Origin of the sequence: Solimonas fluminis, assembly GCF_002930645.1 — a bacterium.
Lineage (GTDB): Bacteria > Pseudomonadota > Gammaproteobacteria > Nevskiales > Nevskiaceae > Solimonas_A > Solimonas_A fluminis.
Genome location: NZ_PSNW01000013.1, coordinates 17,256 through 40,388 on the forward strand (window position 1 = coordinate 17,256; position 23,133 = coordinate 40,388).

The following is a 23,133-nucleotide window of genomic DNA, read 5'->3' on the forward strand; positions in this document are numbered from 1 at the left end:
CATGACGCAGCTTGCAGGGAAGATCGTGTGGATCACCGGTGCCTCCAGCGGCATCGGCGAGGGCCTGGCGCAGCAGGCCTCGCAGCGCGGGGCGAAGCTGGTGCTCAGCTCGCGGCGCGAGGCGGAGCTGGAGCGCGTGCGCCGGGCCCTGCCGCGGCCGCAGGACGTGGCGCTGCTGCCGCTGGACCTGTCATGCCTGGTGGACCCCGAGGACGCGGCGCGCCGCGCCGCCGCCTTCTTCGGCCCGGTGGACGTGCTGGCCAACAACGCCGGCATCTCGCAGCGCACCACCGCGCTGGAGACGCCGATGGCGGCCTACCGCCAGATCATGGAGGTGGACTTCTTCGCCCCGGTGGCGCTGACCAAGGCCCTGCTGCCGGGCATGGTGGCGCGGGGATCGGGCCACGTGGTGACGGTCAGCAGCGTGTTCGGCCACATCGCGATGGCGCGGCGTACGGCCTACGCGGCTGCCAAGCACGCGCTGCACGGCTTCTACGACAGCGCCCGCATCGAGCTGGGGCAGCAGGGCGTCCGCTTCACCCTGGTCTGCCCGGGTTTCGTGCGCACGAATGTCTCGGCCAATGCCCTGGGGCCGGACGGCAAGCCCTGGGGACAGGTCGACAAGGAGATCGGCGGCGGCATGGACCCGGCGGTCTGCGCCGAGCGCATCTGGCAGGCGGTGGAGCAGGACCGCTACGAGGTCATGATCGCCGGCAAGGAGGCGATCGCGGTCTACTTCAAGCGCTTCCTGCCCCTGACCGCGTACACCGCCTTTGCGCGGAGGCTCAAGGTGATGTAGACCTAGACGCAGAGGAGGGGCCACATGAAGAAAGAAAAGCCCGCTGCAAGGTCCGGACTGACGCGCCGCGACTTCATCCATGGCGTGGCCGCGGCCACCGGCAGCCTGATCCTGCCCGGATGCGGCAGCAGCACGCAGGCCGGAGGATCGGGAGGGCTGCCGCCGCCCGAGGAATCCGGCATCGACCATATCGTCGTGCTGATGATGGAGAACCGCTCCTTCGATCATTTCCTGGGCTGGGTCCCGGGCGCCGACGGCATCCAGGCAGGTGTCAGCCTCAAGGACGCGGCCGGCAACACCCGCCAGTCCCGCAACCTGGCCCCGAACTTCCAGAACTGCCAGCTGGCCGACCCGGACCACAGCTATGACGGCGGCCGCATCCACGTCAACGGCGGCAAGATGGACGGCTTCCTGCTGACGCAGCCGGTCGGCGACGACTTCGCCATCGGCTACTACACGGCCGACAGCCTGCCGTTCTACAAGGGCTGTGCGCAGCACTGGACGATCTGCGACCGCTACTTCAGCAGCATGCTCGGCCTGACCACGCCCAACCGCATCTACATGCATGCTGGACAGACGGACCGGATCGTGAATTCGGTGGAGATCTCCAGCCTGCCGACGGTCTGGGACCGCATGATCGAGAAGGGCCGCAGCGTCGCCTACTACTACCAGGACGTGTCCTACCTGTCGTTCTGGGGCAGCAAGTACACCGGCTTCTCCAACCGCTACACCAGGAGCCGGCTGCAGTCCGACGTGATGGAGGGCCGCCTGGCGAACCTGACCTACATCGACAACGTCGGCTCCACGCTCAACGAGGGCGGCAGCCTGTCGCGCGACGATCATCCGGTCGCCGACGTCCGTGACGGGCAGGCCTTCCTCAACGAGGTCTACGACATCCTGCGCCAGGGCCCGGCCTGGGAGCGCACGCTGCTGGTGATCAACTACGACGAATGGGGTGGCTTCTACGACCATGTGCCGCCGCCGTTCGCGCCGGTCACGCCGGAGGAGGCCGCGCTGGGCAACGACGGCCGCCTCGGCGGCCGCGTGCCCTGCGTCATCATCGGGCCGCGCGCGAGGCGCGGGCATGTCGAGCACCGGCAGTTCGATCCCAACTCGATCCTCAACATGATCGCCTGGCGTTTCGGCTTCGAGCCGCTGGGTGCGCGCGCCGGTTCGGCCAACCTGGCGCATGCGCTGGACTTCTCCGCCGCGCCGAACCCTGCCGCGCCGGCATTCGATGTGCCGGACGGGCCCTTCGGGGGGCTTTGCCTGCCGCTGGCGACGATCCTGCACCTGGCCGGGCTGGAGGCGCCGCTTCCGCTGCCGGAGTTGCCGGTGGTGCCGCTGCCGGAGCAGATCCAGCTGCCGCCGATCCCGGGCCTGGACGAACCGCTGCTGCGCCTGGTCAGTCACCTGCAGGAGCTGGATGTGCTGCGCCGGCTCGGCGCCGGCTTCGGGTTCTAGGCGGCGGCAGGATGCGATCGGGAGACGCCATGGCGGAGCAAGCGAAAATCTGCGTGTTCGGCGCCGGCAGCATCGGCTGCTATGTCGGCGGCCGGCTGGCGGCCACGGGCTGTGCCGTGCAGTTCATCGGCCGCCCGCGGCTGGCCCGGGAACTGTCCGCGACCGGCCTGCGGCTGACGGACTGGGAGGGGGCCGACCTGCGCGTGCCCGCGGCGGAGCTGCACTTCGCCACCACGCCGCAGGCGGCGGCCGATGCCGACCTGGTGCTGGTCGCGGTCAAGTCCGCCGCCACCGACGAGGCGGGGGCCGAACTGGCCACCGTGCTCAAGCCCGGCGCCGTGGTGGTGAGCTTCCAGAACGGCCTGCACAACGCCGAGCTGCTGCGCCAGCGCCTGCCGGGCCGCACCGTGCTCACCGGCATGGTGCCGTTCAACGTGCTCAACCGGGGTGGGGGTGCCTTCCACCATGGCTCCGAGGGCAGGCTCGAGGCCGAGGAGCACCCGGCGCTGGAGCGTTTCCTGCCGGCCTTCGCAAAGGCCGGCCTGCCGCTGGAACTGCATGCGCAGATGCTGCCGGTGCTCTGGGCCAAGCTCCTGCTCAATCTCAACAATGCCGTCAACGCGCTGTCCGACCTGCCACTGAAGGAAGAGCTCTCCCAGCGTGCCTATCGCCGCTGCGTGGCGATGGCGCAGGAGGAACTGCTGGGCCTGCTGGACACGGCCGGCGTGACGCCCGCGAAGCTGACGCCGCTGCCGCCTCACTGGATTCCGAAGCTGCTCGGCGTGCCGGACTTCCTGTTCCGCCGCCTCGCCAGCCAGATGCTGGAGATCGACCCGCTGGCGCGCTCCTCCATGTGGGAAGACCTGCAGGCCGGACGCAAGACCGAGGTCGACTTCCTCAACGGCGAGGTGGTGAAGCTGGCCCATGCCCAGGGACGGCAGGCGCCGGTCAACGCGCGCCTGATGTCGCTGGTCCACCAGGTGGAGCATGGCGGGCAGCGGCAGTGGAGCGGCGAAGCGCTGCTGCGGGAGCTGCGGCGGGCGCGAGCGGGCGAGTAGATCGTCATGCCGGCTTCCGCCGGCATGACGGTGTTCTATGTATTGACGGTGTACGCTCCTGCGATCAGCGGCAGCTGATGCGCCCGGATGATGCCCGGCGGTGCCGCGAACACCTGCGGGATGGCGTGGATCATCGGCATCGCGGTCAGCGTGGCCGGGTCGAAGGCGCGCGTGCCGCCGGTCTGCTGGTAGAGGCAGCGGATGTTGGGCTGGCCCTGGATCTCCACCAGCCAGCCGTCTTCCACCGGCCAGTTCGGCTCCAGCTTCGTTCCCAGCTTCCAGGCCACTTTCAGCTCGATCACGGCCTTGCCATTGACCCGCGCCGACCAGCAGCAGCGCAGGCCGCTGATGCAGCCCTTGCCGATCTTCATGTAGCCCAGGTCCACGTCCTCGGTGGCAGCGGCGTACTCCACGTCGAAGCGGATCTGGTCCACTGCGATCTTCAGCGCCTCGGCCATCATCTCCACGGCCTCCTTGAAGGAGGGCATGGCGCGCTCGGCCAGCGGCGGCGCGGCGGGGTCGTCCACCTTCAGGCCGAAGCCGATGGCCTCCCAGGTGCCGGCGGATTCGTAGGGCGTGGCATCCACCGATTCCAGCACCGAGATCTTGTCGATGCGCGCGCAGCCGGCCGAGGCGACCAGGGCGATGATGTTCGCATGGCCCGGGTTGACGCCGCCGCCGTAGATCGAGGAGCCGCCCTTCTGCGCGGCGGCCTCCAGGCGTGCCTTGGCCTCCGGTCCGAACTGCGTGCCGGTGATGAAGTAGGCGGTGGAGACGATGTCGCAGCCGGCCTCCAGGATCTTCACCATCTCGTCGATCTTGGGGAACTGCGGCATGTAGCAGACCACGTCCGGCTTGGTCGCCAGCAGGGCGTCGATGTCGCGAGTGGCGCGGACGCCCAGCGGCGGCAGCCCGCAGAGCGTGCCGGCGTCCTGGCCCTCCTTGTCCGGGGAGTGGCACCAGCAGCCCACCAGTTCCAGCAGCGGATGCGCGACGATGGCCTTCAGGGCCGGCTTGCCGACCACGCCGGTGCTCCACTGGACCACCCGGATGGGCTTGCTCATGCTGTCTCCTCGCTTTCGGTATGGCTTGAAACTAGAGGGGCTTCAGGGGCTTGGCCTGATCCGAAAGGAGTGGATTGAGGCATTTTTACCCCCCGCGACTGTCGCGCGGCTGACAGTCTTGGGGGCGGGGTGGGGCGCAAGATGTGTCTACCAGACGAGGAGAATCCCACATGCCCACGCTCAAGCAGTTCCTGAACGAATACCAGGTCAGCCACCAGAACCCCGTGAACTCGGCCATCCATATGGTCTGCGTGCCGGCGATCTTCTTCTCCACGCTGGCTCTGCTGTGGCTGGTCCCGGTGGGCCGCTGGCTGGGCCTGTCGGCCGAGGTCGCCCCCTGGGTCAATCCGGTGACCATCTTCGCGCTGCCCACGGGGCTGTTCTACCTACGCCTGTCCTTCGGCAGCTTCGCGGCCATGACGGTGTGGTTCGCGATCTCGATCCTGGCGATCGTTGCCATCCAGCAGGCCGGCGGCCCCCTGCTGTGGATCGCGCTGGCCACCTGGGTGATCGCCTGGGCGGTGCAGGTCTACGGCCACAAGGTGGAAGGCGCCAAGCCTTCGCTGGTCGACGACCTGCGCTTCCTGCTGATCGGTCCGCTGTTCGTGATGGACAAGGTGTATCGCAAGCTGGGCGTGTAGGGCGCCAGGCAAAAAGATCCTTGTAGGAGCGGCCGCTGGCCGCGGCGGGTAAGGTGTTCCACTGACCTGGTCGCGGCCAACGGCCGCTCCTGCGCCAAGCATGTGCTGTGGCCGTGAGAGCGACGCAAGTCGCGGTCTTTGGGGTCTGCAGCAAAAGATCGCGACTTCGTCGCACCCACGGGAATGCGCTAGCCCGCGTCGGCGATCTTCTGCAGGGCTGGCAGGTCGCGGATGTGCAGGCGGCCATAGTCCACGGCGACCACGCCGGAAGTTTCCAGCAGCTTGAGTTCCTTGCTGACGCTCTGGCGCGACGCGCCGAGCATGCGGCCCAGGTCGTCCTGCGGCAGGTGCAGGTCGATCAGCATGCCTTCGGGCGTCTGGCGGCCGTACAGCGCCAGCAGGTCGATCAGGCGCCGCGCCAGCCGTGCCGGCAGCGAGGCGAACTGCGCATCCTCGATGTAGCTGAAGGCCAGCCGCAGCTTGCGGCAGAGCATCTTCACGAAATGGGGATACAGCTCCGGCTGGGCCGCCAGCACGGCCAGGAACTTGTCGCGCGGCAGCATCAGCATCTCGGTAGGGCCCACGGCGCGCGAATCGTGCGTGCGCGGCAGCCCGTCGAACATCGAGATCTCGCCGAACCAGGCGCCGGGCTCGAACTGCATCACCAGCAGCTCCTTGCCTTCGCCCGAGACGCTGCCGGCGCGAATGCGGCCGCTGACCACGTTCCAGAGGCCGTCGGGGGCATCGCCCTGTGCGAACAGCAGCTCGCCGTCGGAAAGGCGCCGGCGCACCGCCATCGCGGCGAACTGCGTGACCACATCCGCCGGCAGTTCGCGGAACCAGTCGCTGGCGACCAGGGCGGCGCGTTCTTCGCTCCAGCTCATGGGTAGCGCTGCGGGTTGCGCAGTTCCAGGTCGTAGTCCCAGGCATGCGAGCCGGTGGCCACCGAGAAGCCCAGCGGCAGCGGGCCGTCGCCCTGCTGCTGCGCGGTGCCCAGGCCCAGCATGCCGGTCTGCGGCGTGTAGAAGGCGTCGATGCTGGCCACGAGCTTGTCGCCCGCGAAGTGATAGGCACGGGTCAGGCCGCCACCGGGCTGGATCGGCGGACCCAGGCCGTTGATGCGCGTGGTGACGCTGCTGCCGGCGCCGGCGGCGCTGACCGAGCCGAGTCGCGCGACGGGTGTCGCGCTGAGCTGCCAGTCCACCGTACCCGGCTGTACCTTCTCGCCCATGCCCCAGGCGGCGAAGGCCGCGGCGGTGGAGGCATGCTGGGTATAGCCGCCAAGGAGAATCCCATAGGCGGTGACGTCCTCGGATTTGAGGGACTCCGGCGGCTCGACCAGTGCGAAGGCCAGCAGATCCTGCGTCGGGCCCTGGCCGTCGAGATCGGCGCAGCGGCTGCCGCTGATGTGGATGCCGGCCAGCGGCAGGCCCGGCAGCGGCTTGCCGTAGGCGAAGCCTTCGGGCAGCGGCGGCAGCGAGGAAGGGGACACCACCAGCAGGGCGGTCTGCTCCTCGCAGCCGGTGAAGTGCAGGGACCTGGGGGCGGAGGCCTCGCCGCTGTCGCCGCTGCAGGCTGCCAGCAGCGCCGCCAGTCCCAGCGCCAAGCCCCTGTCCTGGTGTCGTTTTTCCATGCCGACACGCTGCCAGCCCCGGCAGTCTTCCGTCAATGCGGAAAATAGGGCTAAAGCCGTCATCGGAGCGGCCGCTAGCCGGAACATGAAGATCGACAGTTCCAGCTTGCAGCTGTCCAGCCGGCACCAGGCCTACCGGGTGGAGCGCGTCGAGGAGTCGCTGCGGATGTGGCGCGGCGATCCCCCTGCGGAACCGGCGGCCCGCGAGGCGCCGGCCGTGCGGGTCGATATCTCCGAGGCCGGCCGCTGCCGCAGCACCGGGGCCGGTTCGCAGGAAGAAGCCCTTGAACCGCGCCTGCAGGTCCTGGTGGACATGCTGGAAGCGCTCACCGGGCGCCGCATCCGCCTGTTCGATGCCTCCGACCTGTCGCTCTCGCCCGGTACCGAGGCGGCCCTGGACGATCTCGCCGCAGCAGGGCAGCGTACGCAGAGCGGCCGCGTCGGCTGGGGCATCGAGTACCAGCGCCACGAGTATCGCGAGGAGGCCGAGCAGACCTCCCTGCATGCCGAGGGCAGGGTGCGCACCGCCGACGGACGCGAGATCCGCCTGGAGCTCGACCTGCAGATGAACCGGCGCTTCGTCGAAGAGAACCACCTGTCGCTGCGTGCCGGCGACGCGGTGAAGAAGGACCCCCTGGTGGTGAACCTGGACGGCGGCCCGGTCCAGCTGACGCAGGACAAGCTGGCGTTCGACCTCGACGCCGACGGCCGGGCGGAGCAGGTCTCCTTCGTCGGCTCGGGCAGCGCCTTCCTGGCGCTGGACCGCAACGGCAACGGACGCATCGACGATGGCAGCGAGCTGTTCGGCGCGAAGACCGGAGACGGGTTCGCCGAGCTGGCGGCGCTGGATGCCGACGGCAACCGCTGGATCGACGAGAACGATGCCGACTACCGCCAGTTGCGCCTGTGGTCGCGCGACGCCGAGGGCGTGGACCGGCTGGCGACGCTGGCCGGGGCCGGCGTGGGGGCGCTGTACCTGGATCGGGTGGCGACGCCGTTCGAGATCAAGGACTCCGCCCATGCCCTGCAGGGCGCGGTGCGCAGCAGCGGTCTCTACCTGGCCGAGAGCGGTGCCGCCGGCACGCTGCAGCAGATCGACCTGGTGGTCTAGGGTCGGCGGGCCCTGGGCGCCTACCAGATGGTGTAGATGGTCACGAAGGCGGCGATGGTCATCGTCGTCAGCGCCGCCAGGAACAGGGCGTCGATGATGCGGATCAGGCGCTGCATCAGCGGCGTCCGCGCCGTGCGCAGGGCCCAGAAGATCAGGTAGATGCAGGTCAGGAACAGCGCGGCGCAGAGCGCCAGCATGTCGTCCACCACGGTGACGGCGGCGCGCGCGCGATCGAAGCCGTGCATGAAGGCGATGATGGTGATCGACAGGCCCGCCAGCGTGCCGCAGACCGAGAGCAGGTGCAGCAGTTCCTCGCGGCCCCAGTGGCTGCGGCTGTCCGGGCTGCTCACGCCCAGTCCCCGAAGCGGGCCTGCAGCGCCGCAAGCACGGCGACGCCGGCGGTTTCGGTGCGCAGCACGCGCGGGCCCACCCGCAGGCCCTGGAAGCCGGCCTGCGCGGCCTGGCGGATTTCGGTGTCAGACAGCCCGCCCTCGGGGCCGATCAGCAGGGTGGCGGAACGGACCTCCGGCAGCGCGGCGAGTCCCTGCGCGGCCGCCGGGTCCAGCGTCAGGCGCAGGCCGGATTCGTCGCAGGCCGGCAGCCAGCGGTCCAGCGCCAGCGGTGGGGCCACTTCGGGGATGCGCGTGCGGCCCGACTGCTCGCAGGCCGAAACGACGATGCCGCGCCAGTGCTCCAGCTTCTTCTCCCAGCGCTCGCCATCCAGCTTCACCACGCTGCGGGAGGACAGCAGCGGCAGGATGCGCTGCACGCCGAGTTCCACGGCTTTCTGCAGCGTGTAGTCCATGCGATCCCCCTTGGAGACGCACTGGGCCAGGGTGAGCTGCAGGGGGGACTCCCGGTCCACCTCGCGGCGCCGGCCCAGCCGCAGCATGGCGCTGCGCTTGGCCACGGCGGTCAGGGTGGCTTCGTACTCGGCGCCGTCGCCGCAGAACGCGATGAAGCTCTCGCCCTCGCGCAGGCGCAGCACCTGCACCAGGTGACGGAAGGCCTCGTCGGGCAGCGGGACCTCGCTGTCTTGCTGCAGCGGCGGATCGAGATGGATGCGCGTCATGCGCGGTTCATCCGCGAGTGGCCTGGTCGATGCCCGCGAGAGCGGTCTTGCACATCAGCTCGATTTCCTTCGGCTCGATCACATAGGGCGGCATGAAGTAGATGACGTTACCCAATGGCCGCAGCAGCACGCCCTTCTCCAGCCCATGCTGGTAGACGCGCAGGCCGCGGCGCTCTCCGGCGGGGAAGGGCGTTTCCTTGCGTCCGCCCCTGGCCAGCTCGATCGCCAGGATCATGCCCTGCTGGCGCACCTCGGCCACGTGGCGATGGCCGCGGATCTCGGCGGTCTGTGCCCACATGTACTGGGACAGCAGCTGGTTGGTCGCCAGGACGCGGGTCTCCTCGATCAGGTCCAGCGTCGCCAGCGCGGCGCGGCAGCCCAACGGGTTGCCGGTGAAGGAATGCGAATGCAGGAAGGCGCGACCCGACTGGTATTCGTCGTAGAAGGCCTCGTAGATCGACTCGCGCGTCAGCGTCACCGCCAGCGGCAGGGTGCCGCCGGTGAGTCCCTTGGACAGGCACATGAAGTCCGGGGTGATGCCGGGCTGCGCGTCCGGGTCGCGGCGCGGCGGCGGCGCCCAGTCGCTGGCGAACAGCCGGCCGGTGCGGCCGAAACCCACGGCGATCTCGTCGGCGATCAGGTGCACGCCGTGTCGGTCGCAGGCCTCGCGCAGCATCGTCAGGTACAGCGGGTGGTACATGCGCATGCCGCCGGCGCATTGCACCAGCGGCTCCACGATCACCGCGCAGGTCTCGTGGGCATGCTGCTCCAGCGCCAGCTCCATGTGACGGAACATCTGGCGCGTGTGGTCTTCCCAGGAGGCGCCGGCACCGCGCTCGTAGCAGTCCGGAGAACGCACATGGATGGGCTGCAGCAGCAGCGGCGCGTAGGTGTCGCGGTACATGCTGGGTCCGCCCACGGCCAGCGCGCCGAGGGTTTCGCCGTGGTAGCCGCCGGTGAGGGCGATGAAGCGCCGCTTCTGGGGCTTGCCGGCGTTCTGCCAGTAATGGAAGCTCATCTTCAGCGCGATCTCGATCGCCGAGGAGCCGTTGTCGCCGTAGAAGCAGCGTGTCAGCCCGGGCGGGGCGAGGCGTACCAGGCGCTCGGAAAGTTCCACTACCGGTTCATGCGTGAAGCCGCCGAGCATGATGTGGTCCAGCGTGTCGAGCTGCTGCTTGAGCTGCTCGACGATCACCGGGTGGCGGTGGCCGAAGATGTTGGTCCACCAGGAACTGACGGCGTCGAGATAGCGCTTGCCCTCGAAGTCCTCCAGCCAGGCGCCCTCGGCGCGCTTGATCGGCACGAGCGGCAGCCACTCGTGATCCTTCATCTGCGTGCAGGGATGCCAGACATGCGCCAGGGAGCGGCGCATCATCTCTTGGTTGTTCACAGCGGCTTCACCAGGACCTTGGAGTTGCGCTGCCAGTTGTAGAACTGCTGGCGCTGCATGGGCAGGGCTTCGATGCCGGCCTCGGCAAAGCCGCGCTCGATGAACCAGTGCGGCGAGTGCGTGGTGAGACTGAACAGCTTCTTCAGCCCCAGCTGCCGTGCTTCTGCCTCCACGCGCTTGAGCAGCGCCGCGGCATGGCCGTTGCGCTGGTACTCGGGATGCACGGCGACGCAGGCGAGTTCGCCCATGCCTGCTTCGGCGTACGGGAACAGGGCGCAGCAGGCGATCACCAGGCCGTCGCGCACGATGACGTTGAAGTGCTGGATGTCCAGTTCCAGCTGCTCGCGCGAGCGCGGCACCAGCACGCCGCGCTGCTCCAGCGGCTGGATCAGCTGCAGCACGCCGCCCACGTCCTCGATGCTGGCGTCGCGGATCGCCTCGTAGTCGGCGTCGGCGTAGAGCATCAGGCCCTCGCCGTCGCGGGTGTAGAGTTCGCGCAGCAGCGCGCCGTCCACCGCGGCGGCAATCAGGTGCACGCGCTGGACCCCGCCGCGGCCGGCGCTGATGGCCGATTGCAGGTAGGCGCGGTCCTCGGCGGCGCTGACCTGGGACAGCAGGGCCTCGGCACCGGCCAGGGACAGCTGTCCGGCGTCGCCGGTGTCGTCCGCCAGCTTCCACTGGTTGGGGTCGGAGGACAGCACGAACACCAGCTTGTCGGCGCCCAGGGCCGCGGCCACGGAGGTGGCGACGTCCTTGGCGCGCAGGTTGAAGATCTCGCCGGTCGGCGAGTAGCCCACCGGGGAGAGCAGGGCGATGCGGTCCTGGTCCAGCACCTGCCGGATGGTGTCCACGTCCACGCGGCGCACCTCGCCGGTGAACTGGTGGTCCACGCCATCGCGCACGCCCACCGGGCGCGCAGTGATCCAGTTGCCGCTGGCCACCTTGATCCGCGCGCCGCCCATCGGCGTGCTCGCCAGAGAGGTGGAGAGCCGGGCCTCGATATCCATGCGCAGGCTGCCGACGGCACCCTTCACGGCATCCAGCGTGGCGCGGTCGGTGATGCGCACGCCGCCGGAATAGCGCGGCTCCAGGCCGCGCAACTGGAGCTGCTGGTTGATCTGCGGCCGCGCGCCATGCACCAGCACCAGCTTCACGCCCAGGCTGTGCAGCAGGCCGATGTCGTAGAGCAGTTGGTCGAAATCCGCCCGATCGGCCGCCTCGCCCTCGAAGGCGATCACGAACACGCGGCCGTGGTGCGCATGCACGTAGGGCGCACAACCGCGTAAAGCAGCAACAAAATCAGCGGGATTCATGCATAAATTATAGTGCATTCGCGGGTTTTGGCCGCCCCTTGGCGCTGCGCAAGCCGGAAATGGGGGGTGTCGGGGCCGGGGTGGGCCGGGATATACCTGGTTTTCCCCATTCCCCAGGAGGCTGCCATGACGCGTCTGCGCGGTGGATTCGTGGTGCTGGCGCTGCTGCTGTGCATGGTCGGCTGGGCCGATGCGGCGGACCTGTCCGGGACCTGGCGGGGCAGCATGAACGGCCAGCCGGCGGAGCTGGTCCTGAGGGCGGATGGCAGCGGCAGCTTCAACGGCCAGGGGCTCAGCTGGCAGGTCTTCGCCGGTTCCCTGCTGCTGGAGCAGGGCGGCGAGGTCATGGCCTACAGCTACAGCCAGCAGGGCAACCGCATGACCGTCAGCGGCGGCGACCTGGGTGCGCCGGTGCAGCTGGAGCGGGGCGGCAAGGCCGGCAAGGCCGCCCCGGCCCCCGCGGCGCAGGCCCGGGCTTCCGCCGGGGTCCGCCCGGAGCTGGCGGGCCGCTGGTGCTATGTCTCCAGCTTCAGCGCCAATGCCGGCGGCGGCAGCCAGAGCAGCCGCTGCTTCGAGTTGCGCCCGGACGGCAGCTACCGCTACCAGAGCGAGGGCAGCATGAGCGCCTACGCCCCGGGCGTGTGGGGCGGCACGACCTCGTCCTCCTCCGACAGCGGCCGCTGGACGGCCAATGCCGTCAGCATCACGGCGAATTCGGTCAACGGCGGCTCCACGACCTATCCCCTGGAACTGCGCAACCATCCGAAGACCCGCGACCCGATGATCTGCCTCGACGGCGACTGCTACGTCACGCAGTACCAGAAGCCCTCCTGGTAGAAGTCCGCTCCCGCGGAGGAGCGCCGTATAATCCGCGCATGCAAGATTCCGTCTCCTACGAAGCGCTGTCCGATACCTTCGCCCGCATCGGCAGCCGCGAAAGTCCCGCCGGATACCACGGCACCCTCTGCGGCACGCTCTGCGTCCGCGCGCCCGAGGACATCAACCTGGCCCGCCTGCTCGATGCCGGCGACGAGGAGCAGGCCTTGCGTCCGGATGGACAGGCCCAGGCCGAGCTGCGCCGCCTCTGCGACCAGGCCCTGCGCAGCCTGCAGGACGAGGACATGGGCTTCGCCCCCCTGCTGCCGGACGACGAGGCGGCGCTGGCGCCCCGCGTGCAGGAGCTGGCCTCCTGGTGCGAGGGCTTCCTCTACGGCCTGGCCAGCCGTCCGGGCCTGGACCTGAAGAAATGTTCCGAGGAGGTCCGCGAGGTGCTGCGCGACTTCAGCCAGTTCACCCAGGCCTCGCTAGGCGACGAGGAGGACCTGGAACTGGAGGAGGGCGCCTACACCGAGCTGGTGGAATACGTCCGGGTCGGCGCCCAGCTGGTGTTCATGGAATTCCGCGCCCGGCCGCTGCCGGACCCTTCCGAATCGAGGCAACTGCATTGAAACCCAACGCCAAGGCCCTGAAGGAATACGCCGGCCGCCGCACGCGGCTGATGAAGCGCATGGGCGCCGGGGCGGTGGCGATCGTGCCGGGCTCCCGGGAGGTGACGCGCTCGCGCGACACCCATTTCCCGTTCCGCCAGGACAGCGACTTCCGCTACCTGACCGGTTTCCTGGAGCCGGACTCCATCGCCGTGCTGGCGCCGGGCCGCAAGGGCGGCGCCTTCATCCTGTTCGTGCGTCCGCGCAATCCCGAGCGCGAGATCTGGGACGGCCGCCGCGCCGGCCCCGAGGGGGCGGTGAAGGACTACGGGGCCGACGAGGCCTGGCCCATCGAGGAGTTCGCCGCACGCCTGCCGCAGCTGCTGGGGGGGCGCTCGCGCGTGTTCTACAACCTGGGCGAGCACCCGGCGCTGGATCCGCAGGTCACCGCCTGCGTGCGCGAGATCCGCGAGGTGTCCCGCCGCGGCGCCGCCGCGCCCACCGAGTTCGTGGCGCTGGAAGGCACGCTGCACGAGATGCGCCTGGTCAAGACGCCGGCCGAGATCGCGGTGATGAAGCGCGCGGCCGAGGTCAGTGCCGAAGCCCATTGCCTGGCGATGAAGGCCACGCAGGCGGGCAAGTATGAGTGGCAGATCGCCGCCGAGATCCATGCCCATTTCGGCCGCCACCGGATGGAGCCGGGCTACGGCAGCATCGTCGGCGGCGGCGAGAATGCCTGCATCCTGCACTACGTCGAGAACAGCGCGCAGCTCCAGGACGGCGACCTGCTGCTGATCGACGCCGGCGGTGAACTGGCGGGCTACACCGCCGACATCACCCGCACCTTCCCGGTCAACGGCAAATTCAGCAAGGCGCAGCAGGCGGTCTACGAGGTCGTGCTGGCGGCCAACGTCGCGGCGATCAAGGCGCTGCAGCCGGGTGCTTCCTCCGGGCGGCCGCACGAGATCGCCACGCGCATCCTCACCGAGGGCATGGTGGAGCTGGGTCTGCTCAAGGGCGACCCGAAGCAGCTGGTGCGGGACAACGCCCATCGCCAGTTCTTCATGCACGGCACCGGCCACTGGCTGGGCATGGACGTGCATGACGTGGGCCGCTACCGCATCGACGGCATGCCGCGCGAATTCCTGCCGGGCATGGTGATGACGATCGAGCCCGGGCTCTACATCGCCCCTGGAACCCAGGGTGTCGATCCGAAGTACTGGGGCATCGGCATCCGCATCGAGGACGACGTGCTGGTCACCGACAAGGGACCGCAAGTGCTGACCGGCGGCGTGCCGAAGACGGTGCGGGACATCGAAGCCCTGATGCGCGCATGAGCGCAGTCCGCGAGTTCGATGTCGTCATCATCGGCGGCGGCCTGGTCGGCGCCAGCCTTGCGCTGGCGCTGTCGGGCGGACGCCACCGCGTCGCCCTGCTCGAAGCCGCGGTACCGCCCGGAGGTGCTCCCTCCTGGGACGAGCGCTGCATCGCGCTGAACGCGGCCAGCCAGGCGATCTTCTCGGCGCTGGGTGCCTGGGGCGACCTGGCCCCGGCCGCGGAGCCGATCCTTTCCACCCATATCTCCGAGCGCGGGCGCTTCGGCGTGGCGCGCTTCACGGCCGCGGAGGCCGGCTTGCCGGCACTGGGCTACAACATCCCGGTACGCCATCTCGGCGCTACGCTGTGGCGCCTGGCGCAGGGCACGGCGGCGGAGCTGCTGTGTCCGGCGCGGCTGTCCGGGCTGCGACTGCAGGGCGAGGGCGCAGAACTGGAAATGGAGGGCGGGGCGCGCTTGTCGGCGAGACTGGTGGTGGCGGCCGACGGCGCGCACTCGGCCGTGCGCGCGATGCTCGGCATCGGCCACGAGAGCCGCGACTACGAGCAGTCGGCCATCGTCACCGCCGTGCGGCCCGCGCGGCCTCACCAGGGCTGCGCCTACGAGCGCTTCACGCCGGACGGCCCCATCGCGCTGCTGCCCAAGCCGGACGGCGCCTGCTCGCTGGTCTGGACCGTGCCCACGCGGCAGGCCGGTGCGATGCTGGCCTGGAGCGAAGCGGAGTTCCTGTCGGCGGCGGAAGACACCTTCGGCGAGCGTCTGGGCCGCTTCCGGGTGCTGGGCCGGCGCAACGCCCACCCGCTGTCGCGAGTCCTGAGCGAGCGCCTGACGCTGCCGCGGGTGCTGTTCGCCGGCAATGCGGCGCAGTCGCTGCACCCGGTCGCGGCACAGGGCTTCAATCTCGGCCTGCGCGACGTCGCCGCCATCGCCGAGGCATTGCAGGACGCCACCGACCCGGGTGCCGCCACGCTGCTGCGGGACTACGAAAACGCCCGCCAGGCGGACCGCGAGCGGGTTGCGCAGTTCACCGATCGCCTCGTGCGCACCTTTTCCAACCGGCTGCCGGGCTTTGCGGCGCTGCGCCACCTGGGACTGCTGGCCATGGACCTGACGCCGCCGCTGAAGCAGGCGGTGATGTGGCAGAACCTGGGCTACGGCCACGCGCCGCGCATGGCGCGCGGCGAGGAGCGGCGCTGATGCGGCATGACATCGTCGTTGCCGGCGCCGGCCTGGTCGGCTGCGCCATCGTCTGCGCGCTGCAGCAGGCCGGATTCGACGCTGCCCTGGTGGAGCGTGGCCAGGCGCCGCGGCCCTTCGATCCCGCGGTGGACGACCTGCGCGTCTATGCGCTGTCGCCGGCCTCGATCCGCTGGCTGCAGGGACTGGGCGCCTGGCAGAGAGTCGCCGGCTGGCGCGAGGGTCCCTACCAGGCGATGAAGGTCTGGTCCGATGATCCCTCGCGGGCCATGAGCTTCGACGCCGCCGACCTGCGCCTGCCGGCGCTGGGCAGCATCGTCGAGAACAGCCTGCTGCAGTGGGCGCTCTGGCAGCGGCTGGATTCCGCGCGCCTGTACACCGGCGCCGCGGTGGAGGCCCTGTCCCTGGGCGAGTCCGGGGCGCAGCTGAGCCTGGCGGACGGGCGCCGCCTGGAGTGCCGCCTGCTGGTGGCGGCCGATGGCGTGGAGTCCCGGCTGCGCGAGATGGCCGGCATCGATACCGTCGGCTGGTCCTATGGCCAGCGGGCCATCGTGGCCAACGTGCAGACCGCGCGGCCGCATGCCCGGACTGCCCTGCAGCGCTTCCTGCGCAGCGGGCCGCTGGCCTTCCTGCCTCTGGGCGATGGGCGTTGCTCCATCGTCTGGTCCAGCACCGAGGCCGAGCGCCTGCTGGCGCTGGACGATGCAGCCTTCCTCGCCGAACTGGCGGCCGCGATCCAGTACGAACATGGCGCGGTCACGGCGACCAGCGCGCGTGCCAGCTTCCCGCTGCGCCTCAGCCATGCGCGGGACTACGTCCGCGACAGCTTCGCGCTGGCCGGCGACGCGGCGCACAGCGTACATCCGCTGGCCGGGCAGGGGGTGAACCTCGGCTTCTCCGATGCGGCTGCCCTGGTCGGCATCCTGGCGGAGGCCCGCGATGCAGGGCGCGACTATGGCAGCCTGCGCTGCCTCAAGCGCTACGAGCGCGCGCGCAAGGCCGGCAACCTCGACATGCTGGCCGTGACCGACGGCCTGTCGCGCGCCTTCGACCTGGACATCCCCGGCTGGCCGGCCCTACGCGACCTGGGCATGCAGGCCGTGCAGCGCCTGCAGCCCCTGAAGACGCTGCTGACGCGCCAGGCGGCAGGCCTATAGCGAGGCCAGCACGTCATCCACGTAGGCGGGAAGGACTGCGCTGCGGTCCTGGCCGCGATAGCGCGCGGAGAAGGCCTGGGCATTGCGGCGCAGCGTGTCGTCCTCCACCAGTTGCTCCAGCAGCCCGCCGATCCGTTGCGGATCGGTGTCGCCGCTAACCAGTGCCGCACCGAGTTGCTGCGAGCGCCAGGCCAGCAGCGACTTCTCCATGTCGAGCGGCACGAGCAGGCCCGGCTTGCCGGCCAGCAGCATTTCGGTGGTGGTGCCGTCCGGGCTGTTGTGGATCATCGCATCGCAGCTTTCCGCCGCCTGGCGGATATCAACCGACTGTCCGGTGATCGCCAGTCCCGGGCGCTCGAAAGGCTGCAGCTTTTCCGGCGGAAGGTCGGTGATGCGCACCAGCAGATTGAGACGGCTGGCCTGCAGGGCCTGCATCAGGGCCTGCAACTGCTGGCTTGCGCGCAAGTAGCAGAAGACGCGGGGTCCGGGATGCGAGGGCCATCGGGGGATATCGCCATGGGAGTTGTCGGGCAGTCCGAGATGGATGCCGGCTTCGCGCAGGGCGGGGTCGTAGGTGTCGAGTTCGCGGTAGCCGAAAATGCGGCTGTGGCAGCCCTCGAAGATCTGCTGCAGGCCGTCCAGCGGCGCCTGGCGCAGCCGGTCGAGGGCCTGATTCAACGCCTGCAGTACCTTGGCTTCGTTGTGGCGCAGCACGGCGTCGCGGACGGACGCCTCAGGCAGGAAGCTGGGGAAGGGTGCCGTGACCGGCGGCACGCAGAAGCTGGCGCCGAACTGGGCCCGGGGCAGGCCCAGGGCACGGGCCGCCAGCAGGGCCACCGGCGCGTGATTGGCCAGCATCGCGTCGACTCGCAGGGTCCGCAGGAGCTCCTGCCAGGCCCGCAGCCGCCCGGCCAGTTCCACCGGGTCGTCGAAGCCGGTGTTGTGCAGCAGGCTGGCATAGCTGGCCTGGACCTTGACCGGACTGCGGCTCCGTTCCGGCGGGCGCGGGCCCTGCAGCAGGGGACCCAGCTCCGGCAAGTACTCCTCGGCGGAACGCAGATCGCGGACCGCGAAAAGACAGTCGTGGCCGCGCGCGCGCAACTCCCGCGCCACGCTGCGCAGGGTCGCCACGTGGCCATAGCTTCCGCCCAGTTCCCAGGCCAGCAGGATTCGGCTCATGCGGCTTGGGGAGGCGTGGAGGGTGCCGGCGCCAGGCGTCGGAATGCTGATGCCGGGAACCGACTTCGAGGCGCATGGAAGTGCTTGCCCGCCGCAGGGCCGGCGGGCTTCATCGGCTCGCCCCGGCCTGGTCCAGGTCCAGCAGGCGGCCGAAGTTCTCCAGCGAGTTCAGGTGGGCGTACACCGCCCGCAGTTCGCCCTTGTTCATCATGGTGCGCAGATCGCGCCCGGGGATTTTCGCCAGCTTCTGCTCGTCCACGCGGAACAGTCCCTGCAGACGTGAGGGCGCTCCCTGCCGCGGCGTGGCCAGCGCCTCGAAGGGAACCAGCAGGCCCAGGGCTTCCAGGCGCCGGCACAGCACGCGGGTCTGCTGGTGCGCGGCTTCCACGGCATCGAGCAGTTCCTGCAGCGGCTTCCAGGCGGCGGCCGGGGCCCCGCTGGGGTCGAACAGCGGTCGCGGGCTGTTGGCCTCGAGCTGGTCTTCCTGCACGCAGACCAGCGGTCTCGCCCGGCTGCCCTTCTCCTGTCCGGGAACCGGCGCGATGCAGAAGGGGAAGCGCCTGACATAGGCCGGGACGTAGGTCTGCGGACGCCAGCTTCCGTCGGCCGCGATGTAGAGATTCTGGTGCTCGCGCAGGCCGGTGGCGATGACGGGGATGAACTCTCCCTCACGCTCCTTGCGTGCGAAGGCGATGGGGTAGTCCAGCCCGGCCTTGAAGAACTCGGAAGCACTGATCGGCAGGGCGTTGAGGCCCGCGGCCCAGCGATGGTCGCTGCGCGGTTTCAGGCCCATGCCGGCGTGGCGCCGGGGTTCCAGGGGAACCACCGGCCCGTAGCCGCGCGGCGAATGCAGTTTCAGCGACAGCGCCATGGATCCCGTTCCTCCCTCCGGATGCGAAAATTACATTTGCGGGGCGGCGCCGCAAGGCTCGCGATCGGGCGCCGGCCAAAAAGAAGCCCCGCATGCGCGGGGCTGGGGAAACGGTAGAGTCGGTCAGATGGGGCAGACCGCCGTCGGATTCGGGATAGGGTCCACGCGCAGGAAGCGCGGCTCGAAGGGCAGGTAGATCTGCGTGCCGTCAGGCAGGTTGACGAGGTACTGGTTCTCCGTGAGGGCCGCTTCCTTGCCCTCGTTGTTGAGCACCGCCACGCCGCCGCTGACCACGCCGACGACCAGGCCGCCCTCCAGCTGCGCGGATTCCGGCACGCTGTCGTTGAGCACCGGATCGGTACGGCACTTCTCGTCGCAGAGCACCAGCAGGTAGTCGGTTCCGCGGATGCCGATGGTGGCCACGGGCGTGCTGATGCGGTAGGCGTTGCGATCGACCTTGCCGATCAGGCCGGACACGGCGCGGAATCCGCCCTTGAGCAGCTTGAAGAATGCACGCGAGCCCGGGGCGGCGGCAGCCTGGACGGGTGCCGCGGGCGATGCCGCGACGGGAGGCGTGGCCGGAGGCGAGGCGGGCTGGGGCGCGTCCGCGGGCGGCGCTTCCGCGACAGGCGCGGCGGGCTTGGCGGCCGGTTTCGCCGCGGGCTTTGCCGGTGCCTTCTCAGGCTTCTTCGGCGCCGCCGTGGGCTTCTCCGGTGCTGGAGGCGGCGGGGCGGACGCCAGCTCGAACGCCTCGATCTGGAAGCGCGTGTTCGGGCGCAGCAGGATGTAGCTGCCGTCGGCGAACTTGATGTTCACGTAGCTGTTCACCGCAGAACTGACGATCTCGCCCGGGTAGACCTCGGCGCCCTTGTCCAGGTCGCGGATGCCGCCGGTTGCCGGATTGGTCGCGGTGCCGCGGCCGGTGATCAGGGCCACCTCGCCGGCGGCAGCCGCGGCCCAGGCCTGCGGCATGGCGATCAGCAATCCCAGGGCGGCCAGCGCCCCGCTCAGTTTCGTGTGCATGGCGTGGGTTCCCATTAGCGGCACTCCAGGGTTTCGTCCGGCGAGTCCGTGACTTCCTCGACTTCCGAGGCATCGGCGACCTCGATCTCGCCCACGCCCTCCGTTTCGACCAGCTCGATCTGGCTGACCGCGGTCTGAGCCACCACGGCCTGCTCCTGCTGCTGCTCCGGGGGCGGCTCCTGTGGCCCGCTGCCGTTGTCGAGCACCAGGACCTGTCCCGAGGTGTAGTTGCTCAGGGCGTCCTTGCCGTTGACACGGCCCTGCGTCAGGAACAGGTAGTTCGTGTCGCTCAGTTCCTTGTCCACCAGGGCAGAGGCCGTGTTCTGGACGTCCACCACCGTGATGTCGCCGCGATAGCCGGTGCCGCCGAGCGCATAGGTGACCTGGCTGCCGGAGAGCAGGCCGCTGCTGGCCGGGATCTCGAAGCTGGCGGCGTCGTCGAAGGGTCGGAAGTTGTAGAAGATCCTGCCCTCCGAGCCGATCGACACGGCGCTGACGCTCGGAGCCTTGACGAAGAGGTAGCCTCCGCCCAGGGACAGATAGCCCAGCCGCACGCCATCACGGGCGACGAAGGCGGCGTTGGGGCCGGCCGTGCCGGGCCTCAGGGCCTCGGGAGTCTTGGACAGCAGGTTGGCGTCCTTGCCCAGGTCCATGCTTTCGCTGCCGACGTAGATGTCGGCCTCTTCGAGATCGATGTATCTCGCATCGATGCTGATGCCGCCGACGTCGATGTACGTGGTGCCCTCGACGGCTGCGGTGGACACTTCACCGGTCGCCTCGATCACCAGCCGCCTGGCTTCGAGGCTGCCGGCCAGCTCGATGTCGCTGCCCTTCAGCTTGATCTGGCCACCCGCGCTGAGACCCGACGTCGTGCCCAGGCGCAGCGCCCGCGTGCCGGCGTTCACGGTCACGTCGCGGCTGGCGTAGAGGTAGAGGTCGTCCACGCCCTCCAGGTATCCCACGGTCACGTCGGCCGGGCTCTGGGTGGTTGCCCGCGGCTGGGGATCCGTCGGGTTCAGCAGCGGAGCGGCGACAGCCGACAGCGAGGTGGTGGCGCCGGCCATGGCGATGTCGCCGAGCGCCACGCTGTCGAAGTAGCTGATGAACTGGGCCAGCGAGCTGTCGCTGCCGTCGGCGCTGGCGGACTCCACCGTGACCTTGTTGCCCTGCAGGTCGATCCTGCCCTTGGCGGCGAGGATCAGCTGCGACGAAGCCGCATCCTCGGTGTAGCAATAGTCGCCGTAGCAGAACTCGGCTTCCGAGTTGCCGCGGGTCTTGATGGTGATGCTGCCGGTCTTGATGTCGCCGCCGGAAGCATCGGCGGTCGGGCTGCCTTCGCCCTGCGCGGTGGTGCCGTTGGTGAGGAAGACATCGGCCGAGGTCACCAGCCCGGTCTCGACGCCCGTCGCCGGGCCTATCGTGACATTGATCTTCCCGGTTTCCAGGTTCGACGGCGTCGTGTCGTTCGCCGTCGGCGAGGCGTTGGCGTTGAGGAAGATGTAGCCATTCAGGGCGGTGGGCGAGCCGAAATCCTGGTCGGCCGTCATCGTCAGGGAGATGTCGCCGGTCTTGATGCCGTCGAAGGCATTCAGTGCGATGCCTTCGTAGACCAGCGGCGCACCCTCGCTGTTCAGTTCCGACGTCAGCAGGGTCAGGCTGAGCTTGCCGGTATCGATGCGGCCGCCCTCGCTGTCGAGGCGCAGCGAGCCGTTGCGGACCTCGGCATCGCCGAGCGTGATGTTGCCCTGGGCATCGATGTCCAGGCTGCTGCCGCTGCTCAGCTTGCCGCGGGTGGTGCTGCCATTCTGTGTCAGCGGGATCACCGTGACGCCGCCGGTCTCGCTGCCGATGCCGATGCTGCCGCCCGCGGTGATGCCGGCCACCTCGATCAGGCCATTGGCGTCGATGGCGACGTCGCCGTCGCTGATCAGCTTGCCGAGCCGGACCGTGCCACCGTACTCGGCGTCGACACGGATATCGCCCTTCACCTTGATGGTGTCTGCAACATCATCGAACTTGATGAAATTGGTCGAGTCCGAGCCGGTCACCAGCAGCTGGAGGCCGCCGCCGTAGCCGGCCTGCTGCGGATTGGTGCCGTCCAGCACGCCGTCGGTGAACTTGGAGAAGGTGATGGATTTGTTTGCGGACAGCGTGAAGACGCTGCCGGCACCCATGAAGCGCAGCTGACTCTCCAGGGCCTGTTCGGTCATCATGGCGCCTTCGCCGGCGCCGATGGTGATCGCGTCGGGATCGAAAAGCAGGTGGCCCTTGCTGCCGACGTTGACCAGGTCATCCACGCGCAGGTGCCCATGGCCGGAGAGTTCGGCGAAGCCGCCGGCACCGGCCGTGCTCTTGCGCGAGACGTCCAGGCTGGAGCCCTGGGCATAGGTCAGCGTGCCGGCGGCGATGGCGCGTACGTCGCCGCCGCTGTCGCCGGTGGCGACGATGCGCGAGTTGCCCGAGAGCAGGATATCGCCGTCGCCCTCGATGCGGACCTTGCCGGCATCGGTGCCGCCGGCTCCGGAGGCGTCGATGAGTCCGTCCTGCAGGATGTCGCCGCCTTCGGCGAGCAGGTAGACGGAACCTTCGTGCTCGCCGATGGAGCGCGCCTGCACGGTGCCGCGGTTGTTCACCGCGTTGCCGATCAGGTCGCGTGCCGTCTGCGCGCTCAGGATGACGCTGCCGCCGTCGGCGACGAGGCTGCCGAGGTTGTCGACTCCGGCGGCTGCCGAAAGGGCCGCGGCGTCGACGCTGAAGTCCACCAGGCCCTGTGCGTCCAGGCCGATCGTCACGGCCGAGCCGGACGCCAACGCGACCGTTCCCAGGCGCGCCTGGATCAGGCCGCTGTTGTCGACCTTGCTGCCTGCCAGCACCACGAAGCCGCCATCCGCGGCGGTGATGCGGCCGGCATTGCTGACTCCGGCCGTGCCGGAAGGCGGGCCCGCCAGGGCGTAGCGGCCCTGCATGAAGTCGCTGTCGCTGATGTTCAGCGTGGAGGCCACCAGGCCGCCGACGTCCACCTTGGCACCCTGGCCGAACATCACGCCGTTGGGGTTGATCAGGAAGACACGGCCGTTGGAGGAGATGTTGCCGAGGATTTCCGAGGCATTGCCGCCGACCACGCGGTTCAGGACCGCGGCCGAGGCGGAGGGCTGGTTGAACAGCACGTACTCATTGCTGCCGACCGAGAACTGCTGCCAGTTGATGATCGCGGCATTCGAGGTCTGGTTGACCACCACGTTGCCGCCGGTACCTCCGATGCTGGCCTGGCCACCGACGACCACGCCGCCGCTGGGGGCTGCGAGCGCCAGGCCGGGTACGACCGCGCCGGCGAGGGCCAGGGACCAGCGCCGACTGTGCAGGACAGCGGCCAGCGGGCGAAGCTTGAACTTGAACAT

General features: G+C 69.5%; 21 protein-coding genes. 10 read left to right on the forward strand and 11 right to left on the reverse strand.

The features are described 5' to 3' along the window. Position 1: 1 nt before the first annotated feature. From C3942_RS18585 to C3942_RS18595, 3 genes are read left to right on the forward strand one after another with little or no spacing between them, the layout of a single operon-like run. Positions 2–799: an SDR family oxidoreductase gene (locus C3942_RS18585; RefSeq protein ID WP_104231873.1), complete on the forward strand. Its 798-nt coding sequence runs from the start codon at positions 2–4 to the stop codon at positions 797–799. A 24-nt stretch (positions 800–823) separates the two neighbouring features. Continuing rightward, the gene (locus C3942_RS18590; protein ID WP_104231874.1) at positions 824–2,263 is read left to right on the forward strand and encodes an alkaline phosphatase family protein; all 1,440 of its coding nucleotides are present in this window, start codon (positions 824–826) and stop codon (positions 2,261–2,263) included. A gap of 29 nt (positions 2,264–2,292) precedes the next feature. Further along, the gene (locus tag C3942_RS18595) at positions 2,293–3,321 is read left to right on the forward strand and encodes a 2-dehydropantoate 2-reductase (protein ID WP_104231875.1); all 1,029 of its coding nucleotides are present in this window, start codon (positions 2,293–2,295) and stop codon (positions 3,319–3,321) included. Between the two features lie 35 nt (positions 3,322–3,356). On the opposite strand, the gene C3942_RS18600 is transcribed toward C3942_RS18595, so the two are convergent. Continuing rightward, positions 3,357–4,385 (reverse strand): NAD(P)H-dependent amine dehydrogenase family protein, encoded by a 1,029-nt coding sequence (locus C3942_RS18600; protein ID WP_104231876.1) that lies wholly within the window; start codon positions 4,383–4,385, stop codon positions 3,357–3,359. A gap of 170 nt (positions 4,386–4,555) precedes the next feature. Here C3942_RS18600 and C3942_RS18605 point away from each other — a divergent pair, with 170 nt between their 5' ends. Next, positions 4,556–5,026, forward strand: a complete 471-nt coding sequence (locus C3942_RS18605) for an Mpo1 family 2-hydroxy fatty acid dioxygenase (protein WP_104231877.1) — start codon at positions 4,556–4,558, stop codon at positions 5,024–5,026. A gap of 188 nt (positions 5,027–5,214) precedes the next feature. Here the strand turns inward: C3942_RS18605 and C3942_RS18610 are convergent, their stop codons facing one another. Together C3942_RS18610 and C3942_RS18615 are read right to left on the reverse strand one after the other, a co-directional pair. Then, positions 5,215–5,910 (reverse strand): Crp/Fnr family transcriptional regulator, encoded by a 696-nt coding sequence (locus C3942_RS18610; RefSeq protein WP_104231878.1) that lies wholly within the window; start codon positions 5,908–5,910, stop codon positions 5,215–5,217. Then, positions 5,907–6,632, reverse strand: coding sequence for a hypothetical protein (locus tag C3942_RS18615; protein WP_104231879.1), 726 nt, complete (start codon positions 6,630–6,632; stop codon positions 5,907–5,909). Before C3942_RS18615 ends, C3942_RS18610 begins: the two co-directional genes overlap by 4 nt. Before the next feature lie 112 nt (positions 6,633–6,744). On the opposite strand from C3942_RS18615, the gene C3942_RS18620 reads away from it, so the two are divergent. Beyond that, complete coding sequence (locus tag C3942_RS18620; RefSeq protein WP_104231880.1) at positions 6,745–7,770, forward strand: SPM autocatalytic domain-containing protein; 1,026 nt, start codon at positions 6,745–6,747, stop codon at positions 7,768–7,770. Between the two features lie 20 nt (positions 7,771–7,790). Here the strand turns inward: C3942_RS18620 and C3942_RS18625 are convergent, their stop codons facing one another. Genes C3942_RS18625 through argA form a run of 4 tightly spaced genes read right to left on the reverse strand, consistent with a single transcriptional unit; the run spans position 7,791 to position 11,545 of the window. Next, complete coding sequence (locus C3942_RS18625) at positions 7,791–8,120, reverse strand: hypothetical protein (protein ID WP_104231881.1); 330 nt, start codon at positions 8,118–8,120, stop codon at positions 7,791–7,793. After that, a complete protein-coding gene (locus tag C3942_RS18630; protein ID WP_104231882.1) occupies positions 8,117–8,842 on the reverse strand; it encodes a 16S rRNA (uracil(1498)-N(3))-methyltransferase in 726 nt (241 codons plus the stop codon). Before C3942_RS18630 ends, C3942_RS18625 begins: the two co-directional genes overlap by 4 nt. 7 nt (positions 8,843–8,849) lie before the next feature. Further along, positions 8,850–10,232, reverse strand: a complete 1,383-nt coding sequence (locus C3942_RS18635; RefSeq protein WP_104231883.1) for an adenosylmethionine--8-amino-7-oxononanoate transaminase — start codon at positions 10,230–10,232, stop codon at positions 8,850–8,852. Continuing rightward, entirely contained in the window at positions 10,229–11,545 is a 1,317-nt protein-coding gene (gene argA / locus C3942_RS18640; protein WP_104231884.1) for an amino-acid N-acetyltransferase, read from the reverse strand. Before argA ends, C3942_RS18635 begins: the two co-directional genes overlap by 4 nt. A gap of 126 nt (positions 11,546–11,671) precedes the next feature. On the opposite strand from argA, the gene C3942_RS18645 reads away from it, so the two are divergent. The 5 genes from C3942_RS18645 to C3942_RS18665 are packed head-to-tail and all read left to right on the forward strand — an operon-like array spanning position 11,672 to position 16,662. Further along, positions 11,672–12,382 carry a hypothetical protein gene (locus C3942_RS18645; protein WP_104231885.1) on the forward strand — a complete coding sequence of 237 codons (711 nt, stop codon included), beginning with the start codon at positions 11,672–11,674 and terminating at the stop codon, positions 12,380–12,382. A gap of 38 nt (positions 12,383–12,420) precedes the next feature. Then, positions 12,421–12,993 (forward strand): UPF0149 family protein, encoded by a 573-nt coding sequence (locus tag C3942_RS18650; protein ID WP_104231886.1) that lies wholly within the window; start codon positions 12,421–12,423, stop codon positions 12,991–12,993. After that, positions 12,990–14,309: an aminopeptidase P N-terminal domain-containing protein gene (locus tag C3942_RS18655; protein WP_104231887.1), complete on the forward strand. Its 1,320-nt coding sequence runs from the start codon at positions 12,990–12,992 to the stop codon at positions 14,307–14,309. Before C3942_RS18650 ends, C3942_RS18655 begins: the two co-directional genes overlap by 4 nt. Beyond that, positions 14,306–15,505 carry a 2-octaprenyl-6-methoxyphenyl hydroxylase gene (ubiH, locus tag C3942_RS18660; protein ID WP_104231888.1) on the forward strand — a complete coding sequence of 400 codons (1,200 nt, stop codon included), beginning with the start codon at positions 14,306–14,308 and terminating at the stop codon, positions 15,503–15,505. The genes C3942_RS18655 and ubiH overlap by 4 nt, the downstream gene beginning before the upstream one ends. Further along, complete coding sequence (locus C3942_RS18665; protein WP_104231889.1) at positions 15,505–16,662, forward strand: UbiH/UbiF/VisC/COQ6 family ubiquinone biosynthesis hydroxylase; 1,158 nt, start codon at positions 15,505–15,507, stop codon at positions 16,660–16,662. Before ubiH ends, C3942_RS18665 begins: the two co-directional genes overlap by 1 nt. Here C3942_RS18665 and C3942_RS18670 read toward each other — a convergent pair. The 4 genes from C3942_RS18670 to C3942_RS18685 all read right to left on the reverse strand — a co-directional run bounded on the left by C3942_RS18670 (position 16,657) and on the right by C3942_RS18685 (position 23,133). After that, positions 16,657–17,841, reverse strand: coding sequence for a glycosyltransferase (locus C3942_RS18670; protein ID WP_104231890.1), 1,185 nt, complete (start codon positions 17,839–17,841; stop codon positions 16,657–16,659). The genes C3942_RS18665 and C3942_RS18670 overlap by 6 nt on opposite strands. Positions 17,842–17,950: 109 nt before the next feature. Beyond that, positions 17,951–18,712, reverse strand: a complete 762-nt coding sequence (locus tag C3942_RS18675; RefSeq protein WP_104231891.1) for a SapC family protein — start codon at positions 18,710–18,712, stop codon at positions 17,951–17,953. A 123-nt stretch (positions 18,713–18,835) separates the two neighbouring features. Further along, the gene (locus C3942_RS18680) at positions 18,836–19,735 is read right to left on the reverse strand and encodes a FecR family protein (RefSeq protein WP_133164362.1); all 900 of its coding nucleotides are present in this window, start codon (positions 19,733–19,735) and stop codon (positions 18,836–18,838) included. Positions 19,736–19,749: 14 nt separating this feature from the next. Next, entirely contained in the window at positions 19,750–23,133 is a 3,384-nt protein-coding gene (locus C3942_RS18685; protein WP_104231893.1) for a two-partner secretion domain-containing protein, read from the reverse strand.